Origin of the sequence: Tepidanaerobacter acetatoxydans Re1, from assembly GCF_000328765.2 — a bacterium.
GTDB lineage: Bacteria > Bacillota > Thermosediminibacteria > Thermosediminibacterales > Tepidanaerobacteraceae > Tepidanaerobacter > Tepidanaerobacter acetatoxydans.
This window is the reverse complement of sequence record NC_019954.2, coordinates 377,328-393,413: the sequence shown is the minus strand read 5'-3', so window position 1 is coordinate 393,413 and position 16,086 is coordinate 377,328. Positions and strand designations below refer to the sequence as shown.

At 38.0% G+C, this 16,086-nt stretch carries 15 protein-coding genes and 1 riboswitch; of the genes, 7 read left to right on the top strand and 8 right to left on the bottom strand.

Annotated elements, in window-relative coordinates; all coding sequences use genetic code 11:
* Positions 1-62: 62 nt before the first annotated feature.
* A riboswitch (cyclic di-AMP (ydaO/yuaA leader) is annotated at positions 63-230 on the bottom strand.
* A gap of 221 nt (positions 231-451) precedes the next feature.
* A complete protein-coding gene (locus TEPIRE1_RS01810) occupies positions 452-2,311 on the top strand; it encodes an IS1634 family transposase (RefSeq protein WP_231848312.1) in 1,860 nt (619 codons plus the stop codon).
* Positions 2,312-2,529: 218 nt separating this feature from the next.
* Here TEPIRE1_RS01810 and TEPIRE1_RS01805 read toward each other — a convergent pair whose 3' ends face one another.
* The gene (locus tag TEPIRE1_RS01805) at positions 2,530-2,676 is read right to left on the bottom strand and encodes a hypothetical protein (protein WP_013777485.1); all 147 of its coding nucleotides are present in this window, start codon (positions 2,674-2,676) and stop codon (positions 2,530-2,532) included.
* A gap of 253 nt (positions 2,677-2,929) precedes the next feature.
* On the opposite strand from TEPIRE1_RS01805, the gene TEPIRE1_RS01800 reads away from it, so the two are divergent.
* From TEPIRE1_RS01800 to TEPIRE1_RS01785, 4 genes are all read left to right on the top strand, one after another.
* Complete coding sequence (locus tag TEPIRE1_RS01800; RefSeq protein ID WP_013777484.1) at positions 2,930-4,021, top strand: D-alanine--D-alanine ligase family protein; 1,092 nt, start codon at positions 2,930-2,932, stop codon at positions 4,019-4,021.
* Positions 4,022-4,391: 370 nt separating this feature from the next.
* Positions 4,392-4,727 (top strand): rubredoxin-like domain-containing protein, encoded by a 336-nt coding sequence (locus TEPIRE1_RS01795; RefSeq protein ID WP_013777483.1) that lies wholly within the window; start codon positions 4,392-4,394, stop codon positions 4,725-4,727.
* A gap of 42 nt (positions 4,728-4,769) precedes the next feature.
* Positions 4,770-4,928, top strand: coding sequence for a rubredoxin (gene rd / locus TEPIRE1_RS01790; protein ID WP_013777482.1), 159 nt, complete (start codon positions 4,770-4,772; stop codon positions 4,926-4,928).
* A 64-nt stretch (positions 4,929-4,992) separates the two neighbouring features.
* On the top strand, positions 4,993-6,201 hold the full coding sequence (locus TEPIRE1_RS01785; RefSeq protein ID WP_013777481.1) for an NAD(P)/FAD-dependent oxidoreductase: 1,209 nt from the start codon (positions 4,993-4,995) through the stop codon (positions 6,199-6,201).
* Between the two features lie 63 nt (positions 6,202-6,264).
* On the opposite strand, the gene TEPIRE1_RS01780 is transcribed toward TEPIRE1_RS01785, so the two are convergent.
* The 4 genes from TEPIRE1_RS01780 to sfsA all read right to left on the bottom strand — a co-directional run bounded on the left by TEPIRE1_RS01780 (position 6,265) and on the right by sfsA (position 10,118).
* A complete protein-coding gene (locus TEPIRE1_RS01780) occupies positions 6,265-7,020 on the bottom strand; it encodes a fumarylacetoacetate hydrolase family protein (RefSeq protein ID WP_013777480.1) in 756 nt (251 codons plus the stop codon).
* Positions 7,021-7,108: 88 nt separating this feature from the next.
* Positions 7,109-8,260, bottom strand: a complete 1,152-nt coding sequence (locus tag TEPIRE1_RS01775; protein WP_013777479.1) for an iron-containing alcohol dehydrogenase — start codon at positions 8,258-8,260, stop codon at positions 7,109-7,111.
* Positions 8,261-8,347: 87 nt separating this feature from the next.
* Entirely contained in the window at positions 8,348-9,115 is a 768-nt protein-coding gene (locus TEPIRE1_RS01770) for an IclR family transcriptional regulator (protein ID WP_013777478.1), read from the bottom strand.
* Between the two features lie 322 nt (positions 9,116-9,437).
* Entirely contained in the window at positions 9,438-10,118 is a 681-nt protein-coding gene (gene sfsA / locus TEPIRE1_RS01765; protein ID WP_013777477.1) for a DNA/RNA nuclease SfsA, read from the bottom strand.
* 395 nt (positions 10,119-10,513) lie between these two features.
* Here sfsA and TEPIRE1_RS01760 point away from each other — a divergent pair, with 395 nt between their 5' ends.
* Together TEPIRE1_RS01760 and TEPIRE1_RS01755 are read left to right on the top strand one after the other, a co-directional pair.
* Positions 10,514-11,590: a coiled-coil domain-containing protein gene (locus tag TEPIRE1_RS01760; RefSeq protein ID WP_013777476.1), complete on the top strand. Its 1,077-nt coding sequence runs from the start codon at positions 10,514-10,516 to the stop codon at positions 11,588-11,590.
* Between the two features lie 141 nt (positions 11,591-11,731).
* Positions 11,732-12,700: a LysM peptidoglycan-binding domain-containing protein gene (locus TEPIRE1_RS01755; RefSeq protein ID WP_231848310.1), complete on the top strand. Its 969-nt coding sequence runs from the start codon at positions 11,732-11,734 to the stop codon at positions 12,698-12,700.
* A 212-nt stretch (positions 12,701-12,912) separates the two neighbouring features.
* Here the strand turns inward: TEPIRE1_RS01755 and gcvPB are convergent, their stop codons facing one another.
* The 3 genes from gcvPB to gcvH are packed head-to-tail and all read right to left on the bottom strand — an operon-like array spanning position 12,913 to position 16,082.
* A complete protein-coding gene (gene gcvPB, locus TEPIRE1_RS01750) occupies positions 12,913-14,361 on the bottom strand; it encodes an aminomethyl-transferring glycine dehydrogenase subunit GcvPB (protein ID WP_013777474.1) in 1,449 nt (482 codons plus the stop codon).
* Positions 14,362-15,693, bottom strand: a complete 1,332-nt coding sequence (gcvPA, locus tag TEPIRE1_RS01745) for an aminomethyl-transferring glycine dehydrogenase subunit GcvPA (RefSeq protein WP_013777473.1) — start codon at positions 15,691-15,693, stop codon at positions 14,362-14,364. It abuts the gene before it with no gap.
* Positions 15,694-15,695: 2 nt separating this feature from the next.
* Positions 15,696-16,082, bottom strand: a complete 387-nt coding sequence (gene gcvH, locus TEPIRE1_RS01740; protein ID WP_013777472.1) for a glycine cleavage system protein GcvH — start codon at positions 16,080-16,082, stop codon at positions 15,696-15,698.
* Positions 16,083-16,086: the final 4 nt, after the last annotated feature.

Below are 16,086 nucleotides of genomic sequence, written 5' to 3'. Positions count from 1 at the left end.
AAAATTAAAGCTATGGAGATCCATAGCTTCTGAGTTACTTTTAATAGCACTCAATACTATCAACCTCCTCTTGCCACGCTTGCGAGGTTAGCTGTCGGGTTCGGATTGAAGAGTCTAACCCTACCCCTTTGATTAAGAACGAATCATTATTCTTTAATCGAAGGGGATTCACCCCAAAATATTGGTTCCCCCGCTTCTTTCTAACTGAAAGAATTAAGCGCTCAGATTGAGAGCTTAGATTTTATTGATTTCAGTTAATTATAACAAATATTTCAACTGCTGTCAACTACTCTACACCTAACGGGAGTTTGACAGTTGCGCATGAATAAAAACCTTACAAAGGCCGATATCACAACATTTTTGTTGTCAAATTTTTAATATATTTTGTTGTATGGTGTTGTATATTAATCTTATCCATGATATAGTAAGCTTAGCAGAGGATGGTGAATATATGAAACTATATTATGATAAGAAGTCTAAGGATCCTACATATTTTATCCAGATGGGGTTTCGCAACGGTAAAAAGACAACAACTAAAAATGTAAAGAGAATCGGCAAACATTCCGAGCTTCTTAAAATATCTTCTGATCCCCTTGCTTATGCTAAGGAACAGGTGCGTAAGTATAATGAGGAATACAAAAAAGGTAAAGCTGATATGGACATAAAACTTGATTTTAGTGAGAAGCTGACGGCTGCTAATTACATTGCATCAAAGTCAACTCTCGTAAATATCGGCTACTTTATTCTACAGAAAATCTATCATGATCTTAAGATCGCTGATTTTTTTAAACAGATTCAGACAGATAGTAAGGTTACATTTAGCTGTAATGACATAAACAGATTTTTTACCTTTGCAAGGATACTTGACCCTAAATCCAAATGGGGGACATTTGATAAGCTGGATACATATTTTGAGCAGCCCTCATTTGAGTATCAGCATATACTGCGTTTTATGGATATATTGGAAGATAATTATGATAGGTATTTAGAGCATCTTTATTTAAACAGTGAAAATATCGCTGTAAGGAATACATCGGTATGCTATTTTGACTGTACAAACTATTACTTTGAAACCGAAGAAGAGGACGAGGACTTTGTAGATGAGGTAACAGGGGAGATAATTAAAGGGTTTCGCAAGTATGGCCCTTCAAAGCAGCACCAGCCCAGCCCTCTTGTGCAAATGGGGCTTTTCATGGACGGTAACGGCATCCCTATATCAATGTGCATCAATCCCGGCTCTGACAATGAGCAAAAATCCGCCATCCCTTTAGAAAAGAAAATCACAAAGATGTTTAAGGGAAAGCCGTTCATCTACTGTGCAGATGCAGGCCTTGGCTCTCTTGATATAAGGCAGTACAATTCATTCGGGAGAAGGGCTTTCATTGTAACGCAATCAGTAAAGAAACTGTCCAAACCTCTAAAGGATGCAATGTTTAACGATTTCGGCTACAGGCTTCTTTCAGATGACTCTCCTGTTACGATTTTCCATATGAAGGAGTTTGACAGATTCAATAAAGAAAACCTTTCTTTGTACAACGATGTCGCCTATAAGGTAATAGATGCGTCAAAGGCGGTAGATGTCGGCCTGTATGAGGAAAAGACGTTTAAGAATGGCACTAGCAAGAATGTAAAGTCCAAGGCTGCTTTAAAGCAGCGCATCATCGTCACATTTTCAAGGAAAATGATGGAATACCAGCGAAGTATAAGGAATAGGCAGATTGAAAGAGCAAAGGACATCATAAAGCATAATGCCGTAGAGGATGTAAAAAAAGGGCCGCATGATGTGACCCGTTTCATAAGGAAGATATCCGTCGGAAAAAGTGGGGAAAAAGCCTCTGATTGTTATGAACTCGATAAAGCCGCAATTGAAAGAGAGGAAAAATATGACGGCTACTATGCAGTTGCGACAAATCTGGAAGATAGCGCAAAATCAATACTTGAGATAAATTCAAGGCGCTATAAGATTGAAGACTGTTTTCGGGTACTAAAGACCAACTTTCGCGCAAGGCCAATCTACCACAGAAACAAGGAAAGGATAATAGCGCACTTTATGATTTGCTACACCGCACTCCTGATTTACAGGTTATTGGAGTATAAACTGGATCAATACTGCAAACACTTTACAACGGAAAATATTCTAGAGACGTTAAAGAACATGAATGTTGCAAACATGAATGATATGTGCTATATGGCAACATACACGGCAAGTAAGGTGTGTACCGCTTTAAACGGCATATATGTCTTGGGGCTTGATAAGAAATACTACAAGCCGAAGGAGTTAAATAAAATCATTAAAAAAATCTCTAAGTAAAATTCCCATACAACATTTTAAAAAACCTAAGAATTAATGGAATTCACTATTATAGCGGATTCCATTAATTATGCATTTTTGCAAGTGTCGAAAACGGGATTATAACAAATATTTCAACTGCTGTCAACTACTCTACACCTAATTTTCACGGTTTTTATATGACGGCAATCGACCTTTTAAGCCTGCTTAGTTGGATTAAAAGGTTAATTATTATCAAATTATGCACCTTTTTTTAATTCATCTATCTGCTCTTCGATTTCCATAATACGAACCAAAAGGTTTATCCTGCTGCCTTCATTTTTTGTCCATTGGTTTAAAAGGCTTTCTCTTTCTAACTTGAGCATGGATATCTTATCTCTTGCCATAGAACATCCTCCTTCTGTGTCACTGATAATGCAATTCAATATCGATTGTATAATAATATATTATGTCAAAATTATCAAAAAGTCAATAGTCTATAAGACATTTTTAGAATTTTTGCTATGTGAGGTATTTTTGGTTTGTTATAAGACTTTTTTTATATTATAATGAATACTATATTAATGATTACAGATTGCAAATACGAAGTTATTATAGATAGTCTTCCGTTTTTATGTTAAATTGAAAGGGGTATTATCAGTGCAAAAAATAAAGGTCGGCATTATATTCGGAGGCCAATCCGGGGAACACGAGGTATCGCTAATGTCTTGTGTTTCGGTTATTCAAGTAATGGATAAAACAAAATACGACATTATACCTATAGGAATAACGAAAAAGGGAAATTGGAAGCTTTTTTTAGGTGACATATCTAAAATTGAAAACGGCAGTTGGGAAGATGAAGCTATTCCAGCCTTACTGTCACCTGATCCGAGTTGCAAATGTGTTATTACGTTAAAGGATGGAATGGAAAGCCGCTACTATCTTGATGTGGTTTTCCCTGTTCTGCACGGCCCTCGCGGCGAAGACGGCACAGTTCAAAGTCTTTTCGAGTTGATGAACATTCCTTATGTAAGCTGTGGTGTCACTTCTTCCGCCATTTGTATGGATAAAGTTTTTTCCAAAAAAATCCTTGAACAAAGCGGCCTGCCCATTGTAGACTATAAGGCGTTCTATAAGAGAGAATTACTTGCTCGAATGCCTGAAATCATTTCAGAAGTAGAGGAGTTCTTAGGTTATCCTTGCTTTGTTAAGCCCGCCAATTTAGGCTCAAGTGTTGGTATCAGTAAAGCTGGCGGCCCTAGCGAATTGGAGTCGGCTATGAGATTGGCGACACAGTATGATACAAAAATACTTGTAGAAAGGTTTATTGATGCCCGTGAGATTGAGTGTGCGGTTCTGGGCAACGACGAACCTAATGCTTCATTGCCTGGAGAAATAATCCCCAGCCGTGATTTTTACGATTATACCGCAAAGTATCTGGACGGTGATAAATCCAAGCTGCTGCTTCCCGCCCCTGTTTCACGAAAAGATATAACACGAATCCAAGAGTTAGCCATTAAAGCCTTTAAGACTTTAGACTGCAGCGGTATGGCTCGAGTCGATTTTCTCATGAGTAAGGTTTCGGGTAATATATATATAAATGAGTTAAATACTATTCCAGGATTTACCAGAATAAGCATGTATCCTAAAATGTGGGAGATTTCCGGCCTTTCGTATAAAGACCTTATAGATAAACTAATTAATCTTGCTTTTGAACGCCACAGGCAGAAGAATGAATTGACTTTAGCGTAAGTATGGAGCTTGTTTCACATTTGTCCGCAAAATAGCTTATATTGTTTCGAATTTTGTTCCAAGTCCAAAATGCCGAAAATCGGCATTTTTTTAATTTATGTATTGACATGTAATAGTAATTATTATTATAATATGATTGGAGTTACAAAAGTATTAATAATATAAATGTTTCTATTGTTAAGTTTGATTGTACTGTAAAAATCAAATTTGACCTTAGATACCAACACACATTGTTCCCGATTATAGCACGACATACTATATGCTGCCATAAGTTTAGGAAAGAAGGTTTTTACAGTAGAATCAAGTTTTAATTATGAGGTTGTAGTAGTAATTTTTAAAATTATTAATTAATAATAAGGAGGTCGTTTTAATGTCTAAATGGCAATGTGGTGTCTGTGGTTACATATTCGACGGAGATGAAGCTCCTGAAAAATGTCCTAAATGTGGTGCACCTAAAGAAAAATTTCAAAAATTAGATGATGATACTGCCGCTAAAGTGGAAAGATCCAGGTATACCAATAACCTGCATATGGAACTGCTAACTTTGCTGGAAAAGGCAAAAGAAGTTAGCGAGAAAGGCATTGAAGATGAATTGGATCCGCCTTGTGTTCAAATATTTGAAGCAACGAAAGCTTTTGCTACTGATATTCAGCAGAGGATAAAAGCCGAAATCAAGGGACATATTAGTAAAAACAAATGGGGTTAATACCATAATATTATTAAACAAGAAACAGGGAGGATGAATCTCGTGAAAAAATGGGTTTGCACTATCTGCGGATATGTTTATGATCCCGAAGTCGGAGATGCGGACGGCGGAATTGCTCCCGGCACTGCCTTTGAAGACATCCCCGATGATTGGGTATGCCCCGAATGTGGTGTTGGAAAAGATATGTTTGAGGAAGCTTAAACTTTTTAAGGCCCGATAGAGCGGGCCTTATTGTGTCTAAATAAACTATTTAGGGAGGATGAATATGAATCCCGTTATTATTATCGGCAATGGTATAGCTGCCGTTTCTGCTGCCGAAGTATTTCGCGAGCATGACAAGAATACACCTGTTATTATAATTAGTGGCGAACCGTATTATGCCTATTACCGTTTGCGATTATCAGATTTGCTGGGTAAAACACCTGATTTAGACAAATTATATATTCATAAACCGGAATGGTACCGCAACCTTAATATAGATGTATGGCTCGGTCATAAGGCAAGCGAAATTGATACCAAAAAACAGTCAGTAACCCTTGATAACGGAAAAGCCGTTAATTTCTCAAAACTTCTTCTTGCAAACGGCAGCAGTGCGTTTATTCCGCCTGTTCCAGGTACAGATATTCCAGGGGTGTTTTCAATACGGTCATTGGATGATGTGAATAATTTCAATAAATTTATAAATGATAGAACGCGGGGTATTGTTATTGGTGGCGGACTCCTTGGCTTAGAAGTAGCCTGGTCTTTAGCAAATAAAGGTAAAAATGTATGTGTCGTAGAGGGTTCTCCACATATTCTTTCTAAGCAGGTAGATCAAACTGCCTCAGAACTCTTAATGGCCTTGGGCAAAAAGGCCGGAATTAATTTCATTACACAAGGTCGGCTTTCACAGATTATAGGAGATAAGGCAGTTACCTCTGTTCAATTAAATGATAATCAGACTATCTCAACAGAGTTTGTAGTATTCTCTACCGGTGTCCGCTCTAACATCGACATTGTAAAAAATACTTCAATACAGAGCACAAGAGGTGTACAAGTTAACGAGTATATGCAGACCTCGGTTGAAAATATATTTGCGGCCGGCGATATTGCCGAATATAAGGGACAGGTTTACGGAATATGGCCAGTAGCAAGGGAGCAAGGTAAAACTGCCGGATTTAACTTAGCTGGAAAACAAATTCCATACAATGAAGTAATTCCTTCCAATTATTTAAAAGTATTTGGAGTAGAAATATATTCAGTAGGTGATTTGTGTAAAGATGACAGTTCTTGTAGCACTATAAAAAAATTTGATAAGGAAGATAATATTTACAGTGTTGTATTTTTAAGAAACAACATCCCTGTCGGCGCAGTTCTTTTCGGTGATACAAAACCAGCTATGAAGATTTCTAAAGCTATCAAATCAAGTATACAAATTCCTGATGAAATAATACAAAAGAACAGTTTTGAAGAATTTTTGAAGGTCCTGTCCTAATCCTACGAAAATTATTAGAGGTGGTTGCCAATTATTCGAAACTACCGGCAACCACCTCTAATTTTATTTTACTATATTTTTTAATCTGCCTATGCCTTCTAGCTCGGCTTCGATTACATCACCGGACAATAGATTTCCTTTTCCTGGAGGTGTACCGGTACTGATAACATCTCCCGGATTTAATGTCATTATATTGGAAACAAAAGATATGATTTGTGCAACATTAAATACCATATTCGAAGTGTTGCTGTTTTGAGTAATTTTTCCGTTGTGATACATCTTAATGTTCAGATTGTCACCATCAAGTCCTTCCGCTATGCAAGGACCTATGGGCATAAAAGTATCATAGGATTTGGCCTTAGTCCATGGTTTACCCTTTATCATGAAGTCCTTGGCGGTAATATCATTGCCGCAGGTATAGCCTAAGACATGGCTCTTGGCATCTTCTACACTCACGTTTTTAATCCTATTTTTTATTACTACAACAAGTTCAGCCTCATAGTTTAATTCTTTTACGCCTTTAGGTGAAATTATCGCCTCATCCGGACCTATAACCGATGTGCTTGGTTTTAGGAAAATCACCGGCTCTTCAGGCATCGCATCACCTTTTTTATTTACTACTTCTTTATAGTTTATTCCTATGCCCACAACTTTGCTGGGTTCGCAGGGGGCCAGCAATTTTACGTCTTTCAAATCATATATTCTGTCAGTTTTTTCCCACTTCTCAAAGATAGAACCTTCCAGTGCAATTATTTTTTCACCTTCAAGCAGTCCATATTCGATACTCTTACCATTATCAAATCTCACATACTTATTCAATTTTACCGCCTCCAAAATATAATTAAATTACATTTTACATATGGGCAACTAAACCTTATGCGTTTTTTGTGCATGAAAACTAATGACCTTATAAGGAATCCCTATATATCTTCCTTGCATCATCTAAAGTTATCTCGCGGGGACTAGCTTTGAAATTGCCAATCGAATTTTCATAAGCATTTTGTGCTAATTTGTCGATATCCTCTTCTTTAACGCCAAAAACAGATATTTTTGTGGGCAGAGCTAAGCTTTCCATGAAGGTTTCTAGCGCTTCAATAGCCTTTTCGGCGGCTTCATCTTTTGAAAGTCCCTTAGTTTCTACTCCAAAAATTTCTGCTATCGTTGCTAATTTATCAGAAGCCTCCGGAATGGAAAACCGCAGAAACGCAAGAGAAACTGCCGCAAGGGTTTCACCGTGTGCAATGTTATAATAGGCACTTAATGGATGTCCTAAACCGTGTATTCCGCAATTACCCGCAAGGTTTATGGCTATTCCTGCAATCGTGTTGGCCCACGCCATACGTTCACGATACTCAATATTATCCCCATGCTCATATGCACCTTTTAGATTTTCCACTACTAAACGCATGGCTTCAAGAGATAATGGCCTACTTATAGGCTGACACCTTTTGCTAAGATATGATTCCATTGAATGGAAAAAAACATCTATTCCGGTAGATGCCGTAACCTTTTTAGGAACTGTAAGCATAAGTTCAGGATCAATAATTGAAATCTTGGCAAACATATCGGGAGACGATAGGGATTTTTTAACATGTGTTTCTGGGTTGGTCATTACAGCATAATTGTTAGCTTCACTTCCCGTTCCGGCAGTGGTAGTAATAAGTACAATTGGCAGCACTTCTCCGGCCGGTTGAGTACCAAAGTAGTTAGCAATAGAATCCTCTTTTTTTACTCCAAAAGCAATGCACTTAGCTGAATCCATAGCACTACCGCCGCCCAATCCGATAATAACCTCTGCTTTGCTTTTTCGAGCTAAACTTATTCCTCGATCTATGGTTGTAGTGAGAGGGTTTGGTTCAACTTCATCAAATAAGGCCCAGTCTATTCCCTCCTTTTCCAAGCTTTTTGTCACCAAATCCAGATACCCGGCTTTTTTAGCACTAGATTTACCAGTAACTATTAAGGCTCTATTAGCTATGGATTTAACATATGAGCCTATACATTTAGCTTTTCCCCGGCCGAAAATAAGCTGTGCCGGCATAAAAAATTCAAAATCCATTAAGAGAAAGCACCTCCTTATATTTTAAGGCAAAGACTTGTGCAGGTAGTTCATTCGTTAAAGCCTTTGCTAAGATACCAAGTGTATCTAATCCACCTTCCACCCCATTCTTTGGGATATTTTTCGTGCACACTCCATTACATCTTCACTGATTTTCTCTACCTGTTTTTTAGTAACAGTAACAGTCGGACCCGATACGCTTATGGCTCCTATTACTTTTCCGGTGTAATCAAATATCGGAGCCGCAATACACCTTATGCCTTTCTCATTCTCTTCATCATCAATTGCAAAACCACGCTCTTTTATTATTTCTAAATGCCGCATCAATTCTCGCGGCTCTGTTATAGTATTTGCAGTATATCTTGCAAGTCCCTGCTCAATTACTTCATTTACAAATCGCGGGCTCGAGAATGCTAAAATAGCCTTGCCCACAGCCGAAGCATGCAAAGGTGCTATACGGCCTATCTGTGAACACATGCGAATTGTCTTATTGCTATCCAGTTTATCAATATAAACGGCTTTAAAACCATCAGGTATAACCAAATGCACAGCTTCATTCACTTTTCCCGAAAGCTCTTCAAGTAAGTCATGGGCTTCATGGCGAATATCCATCCGCTCCAGAATGCTTCCGCCTAAAAATAAAATTTTCATTCCCAAACGATACTTTTCCGACAAGGCATTTTGTTCAACATATCCCAGATTTAAGAGTGTCGTAAGCATGCGATGTACAGTGCTTTTATGCAAATTGACTCGCTGGGAAAGTTCCGTAACACCTAGACCTTCTTTTTCTGCAGCCAGCTCTTCCAGAATCTTAATCGCTCTTTCCACTGATTGTACCGTATTATCCTGAGCCATAATTTCACCTCTACATGGAATTTACATAAATCTCAAATATTGTACCACTTTACGGAATGTTGTTTCATTAATTATATATATAGTATATTCTACATAATACTGCAAAATCCTTTTTTAAAATTTTACGCCTTCGATACTTTATATCACATAGGATATTTAAGTGATTTTTATTACAATACACTTATATTATATTATGGGCGTGTCCAAGTATAATGTAATGAAGGCAGCCATTGTAAATCAAGGAATTTGCTTTGAGCTTATTATCAGCAGCAGTCTGTGCATGCACTAAAAAACGCTTCAGTATATCATAACCTTGGCAATTTTATAATCTTACTTCTACAAAATCCCTTGCCTTTATAGAGTTTTTTGTTACATCACAGTCAAGAGCAACAATATTTACACTATGCCTTTTTGCGTCTATGAGTGCATCACCAAAGGCTTTATGTGTGTTTATGTTTGGTGTAAAATAAGTTACATCTTTCATCTGAATTATAAAGGCAATCCACGCGTCATAACCATCGCTTATACTGTCAATAAGCTCATTTATATGCTTCACTCCCCGCTCTGTAGGTGCATCGGGAAACAACGCAACGCCGTTTTTCTCTAAAGTAACGCCTTTAACCTCCACAAATGTTTTAGCATTGGCTGTTTCTACATAGAAGTCAAAGCGAGAGTTTTTATATCTTGTTTCAGGCTTTATAAATGATATATCTTTAAATAAATCAGAATCCATCATCCACTGATGAAATATCTTGTTCGGTGCTTGGCTGTCTATATTAATCAGTCTGTCACCTTTATACACCGATATTAAATCATACTTTGTCTTGCGTGTGTTATTGTCATGTTCTTGGACAAATACGGTTGCATTCGGTATTAATAACTCTTTACATCGACCTGTGTTTTTAACGTGACAGACTTCATTTCTACCTTCAATCTCAATATTTGCAATAAATCTGTTTGGTCGATTTATAAATTTTGCTTGTTTGATATTTTTATAGAACATTTATGCTATTTCCCCTTCTAAAACTTTAATATGCATATATTATACTTCATTAAATATTTGTTTCCACCGTAAAAAGTCAATTTTGACCTAAGAATATCAGCATCCTGCTCCTTATTACAATAAGACACGCTGCATGTTGAACACTTGATTATATAAGTCAAAATTATACAGGAAACATCGGTTTGTGCTATGTAGCCAATTATGTAAACCACAGCGAAAGCGATTTAAGCCTATTTTTTGTTAAAAGTAAAGTTGAGCTTGACTTCACATATAGTCGTATCATTCCAACTAGACATGCTGTCTTCCGGAAAATTAGATAATGTAGAGGATATTTGCGGTTTTTGTAGAATAAAATATTATAAAATATAGTGTTTGCTCAGGCCAGGAGGAATATGATGCAAATTTCTAAATGGCATATTTTTTTAATAGTCATTATTTTTTTCTTAAATCTAATATTTGTAGATATCGTGCCGGGAGCGCAAATATCTGAGACAGAGCAGCAACTAATAGAGGAGATTTTGACTTTAGACGCCAGGGTCCTTTCACTTAAAAAAGAAGTTGAAAAGCTTTCTGTTCAGAATCAGGAGCTTAAGAAGGAACTTGAGATAAAGCAAAAAGAACTCTCTTCATTAAACAGCAGCTTTAATAAGCGACAGGAGGAGTTATCCCGCTGGATAGTATTTTCTTTCAAGGGTGGTGTGGGCAACCTGTTTGCAGTTTTAATCGGAGCTGATGATTTAGGAGATTTTTTTCGGCGTTTTGACAACGTTATGTTCTTCATGGAATACTATAATAATATAATTCTCGAAACCAAAGCTCTCATCACTCAATGCCGGCAGGAGGAAAATGATATTATGGAAAAGCAGCGGGAAATTCAGTCTCTAGAAAAGCAGGCCGAGTTGGCTCTTGAAAAAATAACCCAGACGATATCGGAAAAGCAAAAAGAGCTGCAGCGTGCAAGGATTATCCTGAAAGACACTGAATTTTTAGAAGAAATCAGCAAGGATTGGCAGAAGTCTCTGCCTTCATTGGACTATTTACTAACGAATTTGTCTTCGCTTCCATGGTCCAGTTTAAGCCCTGACAATTTAAAAATTAACTATTTTGCCATGACAGCTCGTGCTGAATTTTTTGATACCAGTGTCACAAGAATTCTGTTGTCTAAAGATGAAAACTTAAAGGATGTATATTTCTCATTTAATTCAGAAGGAATTACGGTTGCCGAAAAAAAGCCCGATAGCGATGCCCCTACCTATTCTATTACATGCGGTATACAGCTTACTGAAAAACAGAAAATAAAATTTATTCCTAAGAGGTTGGAATTCAGTGGTGTAATACTGCCTGCCAAGGTCATAGAAGAACTGATGGCCGATTATGATATGACTTTTACACCGCCGCCTCTGCCTTATGATTTAAAAATAACATCCGTAAACACCGGGGACGGAAAGCTTATAATAAATTTCAAAAAGTAAAGGCACTCACTTACGCCGGGTCGCTTGAAAAGCTGGGCCCGGCGGCTTATTTTTCCCATATTTTTCTTTGGTGAATTTTACTTGATGAAATCTACAGCGGACTTATAGTATAATCATCCAAAGGAAAGGGGTTGGTATTTGGTGTATTTTGTCAGAAAACTGAATATAGCAATTTTCTTATTTGCCTTTCTGATATTGCTCTCCGGAAGGGCTGAAGCTAAAGTTATTACCGTACAAGCCGGGGATACTCTATATTCCTTGAGCAAAATTACAGGAGTCCCAATAGACAAGATAAAACAGTGCAATAATTTGTACTCGGATTCCGTAACAGCTGGACAGGCTTTGCTCATTCCGGAAAGATACACGGTAAAATCCGGTGATACCCTTTATCTCATCAGTCAAAGCTTTGGTATAGATGTATCAGAGCTTAAAGCTTTAAATAACCTGAATTCCGAAGTTATTTGGCCGGGACAAGCCTTATATATTCCTCAGAGAAGTCTATATCAGCAGATAACTGTAAAAAAGGGAGATACTCTTTATCTAATCTCTAAAAATTATGGCGTGTCAATAGATGATTTAAAAGTCATTAACGGGCTTTGGGGAAACGAGATTTATGTTGGGATGAAACTTTTAATTCCATCAAAAGCATCATCTTCTACACAAAAAACTTCGGATTTGCCTTCCAGAGGAGGTATTAGTCGAGGACAATACATAAAATATGGTACAGGCGTATATCATACTCTAGAAGAAAGAGCTCTTTTGGCAAGACTTATTGAAGCAGAAGCCGAAGGTGAGCCGTATATTGGAAAGGTAGCCGTTGGAGCAGTTGTGGTTAATCGGGTCTTAAGCGATAAATTCCCAAATACTATTAAAGATGTAATATACCATGTGGATGAAACGGGTGCATATCAATTTGAGCCGGTGCTTGACGGAAGACTTTTTACCGTAGTTGTCAGTAGCGATTCATATAAAGCAGCCGATGAAGCACTGGGCGGATTAGATCCTACAGGAGGTGCTCTGTTCTTCTTTAATCCATATAAAATATCGAATAAGTGGCTGCTTTCGAAGCCCATAATTTACAGAATCGGTAATCATGTATTTGCAGAGTAGTTATTTATTACAGTTACAGGTGTCAGGTATATACCTGACACCTGTTTTTATGCGGTTTAATACTCTTTCAGCATCTATTTTTAAATTGCTTCTTATACATATACATTGCTGAAAACAGTGTTTATCATTTTTGAACAATCAATATTTCGGCCGGTTATTGTTAAGATTGGCAGTTATTCATATTGCCGGATAATTAAATCCGTTGTCGGGCTTTAGCCCTGATATTTTAATTTCATCTCTCGAGCAGCTTTTACTTCATCAACTCGTCTGACCGGTGTAGCATGTGGTGCTGACTTTAATATATCCGGTGTTTGTTTGGCTTCTTCATATATTTTTCGCAGTGCATCGGCAAAAGAGTCCAAGGTATCTTTACTCTCGGTTTCCGTTGGTTCAATCATCAAAGCCTCATCAACTATCAGCGGAAAATAAATTGTGGGCGGATGAAAGCCGTAATCAAGTAAACGTTTAGCTACATCCAAAGCTCTTACACCGTATTTTTCTTTCCAGTTTTTACAGCTTACTACAAATTCATGCTTGCACAGAGCATCTTTAGGAGCATCAAACATATTCTCAATCTTTTTCAATAGATAATTGGCATTTAATGTAGCAATTTCACTGGCTTCTTTTAAGCCTTTAGCTCCTAGGCTTCTTATATATGCATAGGCCTTAAGAACCACTCCGATGTTTCCATAAAAACCATGTATTTTGCCGATACTGTAAGGTATATCATAGTCCAAAAAATACATTTCATCATTTTTAGCGGCTAAAGGTTTGGGTAAAAAGTCTCGGAGAAACGCCTTCACACCTACCGCCCCAGAACCGGGGCCGCCACCGCCATGAGGTGTGGAAAAGGTCTTGTGAAGATTGAGATGAACTACATCAAAGCCCATATCTCCCGGCCGTGCGATGCCCATGACCGCATTTAAATTTGCCCCGTCATAATACAATAAAGCACCTTTATCATGTAGGATTTTAGATATTTCCAGTATATTCTTTTCAAAAAGTCCTAAGGTATTTGGATTTGTAAGCATAAGTGCCGCCACATCTTCATCAACCACTGTTTTTAATGCTTCGATGTCTATCAGGCCTTCACTGTCGGATTTTACATTGACAATATCAAAACCTGCCTGATTTGCAGAAGCCGGATTAGTGCCATGGGCCGAATCAGGTACGATAATTTTAGTGCGTTTTTCGCCCTTGTTCTCAAGGTATTTTTTAATAATCAATATCCCTGTAAGTTCGCCATGAGCACCAGCGGCAGGCTGTAGGGTAAAATAATCCATACCGGTAATTTCTGCAAGCAGGTTTTGTGTGTCATACATAATCTCAAGCGTACCCTGAGAAAGCTCTTCCGGTGCATAGGGATGCAGTTCGGTAAAACCGGACATAGCCGCAATTTCTTCATTTATTTTAGGATTATACTTCATGGTGCAAGAGCCTAAAGGGTAAAACCCATTATCAACTCCAAAATTCATTCTGGAAAGTTCAGTATAATGCCTTACCACATCAATTTCTGATACTTCCGGTAAATCCAATTCGTCCCTTAATAGGTCTTCACCCAATGTTTGAGATACTTCAATCTCCGGCACCTTGAGGGAACTTAATTTAAAACCCTCTTTCCCTTTCCTTGACTTTTCGAAAATCAGAGAAACATTTTCCATCTAACTCACCCCCAGCACTTTTAAAAGCTCTTGGATTTCCTGTTTGGTGCGTTTTTCGGTAAAAGCTATCAAAAGTCTATTTTTTTGTTCGGGATAGAATTTATTAAGTTTCAGGCCTGGTAGCATTTTATGTTCTATGGCCGTCTGATATTTCTTGTCAAGGTCGTTTACTTCTACCACCACTTCATTGAAAACTTTAGGGTTGATGATTTTTATATGGTCGGATTTTTTTGCTTCATTAATGAAATATTGAGTATTTGCATGGGAGTGATATGCCACATCTCTAAAGCCGTTTTTGCCAAGATATGCAAGGTATATAGTTGCAGCTAAGGCATTTAAAGCTTGATTTGAACAAATATTGGAAGTGGCCTTTTCCCGTCGAATATGCTGTTCTCTAGCTTGAAGTGTAAGCACAAATGCTCTCTTGCCATCAGCATCTACTGTCTCCCCTACAATCCTGCCGGGCATCCGTCTCATATACTTAGCTCTTGTTCCCATAAATCCAAGATATGGACCGCCAAAGTTTAATGAATTGCCTAAAGGCTGCCCTTCTCCCACCACAATATCAGCCCCATAATCTGATGGAGGTTTTAAAAGCCCTAAGGTAATGGGATTTGTCGATACAATAAGCATAACATCCTTTGCTTGAGCTATTTTTTCGACCTGTTTAACATCTTCAACTACCCCAAAAAAATTAGGCATACTTATTACAATAGCTGCGGTGTTGTCGTCAACCAGCTTTTCGAGCTGTTTCCAGTCGGTTTCACAGGATGAAGTATATACTGAAGATGCAATATCTATTCCATTGCCAAAACCATAAGTTTTAGCAGTAGTCAAGTATTCCGGATGTATAGCGCCGGAAAACACTACCTTATTCTTTTTCTTGATATTACAGGCCATTAGAATAGCCTCGCCTAAACTCGATGCCCCATCATAAATTGATGCATTTACTACATCCATTCCGGTTAGTCTTGCCATCATCGTCTGATATTCAAAAATAGCCGCTAAAGTCCCCTGGCTGCGCTCAGCTTGATACGGCGTATATGAGGTATAAAACTCAGAACGGCTTACTAAAGCCTTCACCACCGCAGGCACATAATGGTCATAAGCTCCGGCTCCGATGAAATTTACATAATCAGCAGCCTTATTTTTTTTGCTGATATTAAGTAATTCACGTTTAAGCTCTATTTCATCAAGCGGACGGGGAAGATTCATTTCTCGATTAAGTTTCACATTATCGGGGATATCATTAAAGAGACTTTCTATACTGGAAATGCCCAAAGTTTCAAGCATTTCATCGATTTGAGAAGGCGAATGACCAATGTATCTCATCACTACTCACCTTCCACTAATTTTTTGTACTCCGCAGGTGTCAGCAAATCATCAAGCTCGCTTTCGTCTTCCACCTCCACCACTATCATCCAGCCGTCATCATAAGGTCTCTCATTTACCAATTCCGGTCTGTCAATGAGGGCTTCATTTATTTCCACTACCGTTCCGGAAACCGGAGCAAACAAATCTGAAGCAGCTTTTACTGATTCTACCGAGCCAAAAGGCTCACCTTTGACAATTTTATCGCCCACTTCCGGCAATTCTACATACACCACGTCACCCAACTCTTCCTGAGCATGGTCGGTAATGCCGATCTTTCCAAGACTGTCCTCAACAAAAATCCACTCATGTTCTTCCGTATACTTTAAATCTGTTGGAATATTACTCATAATA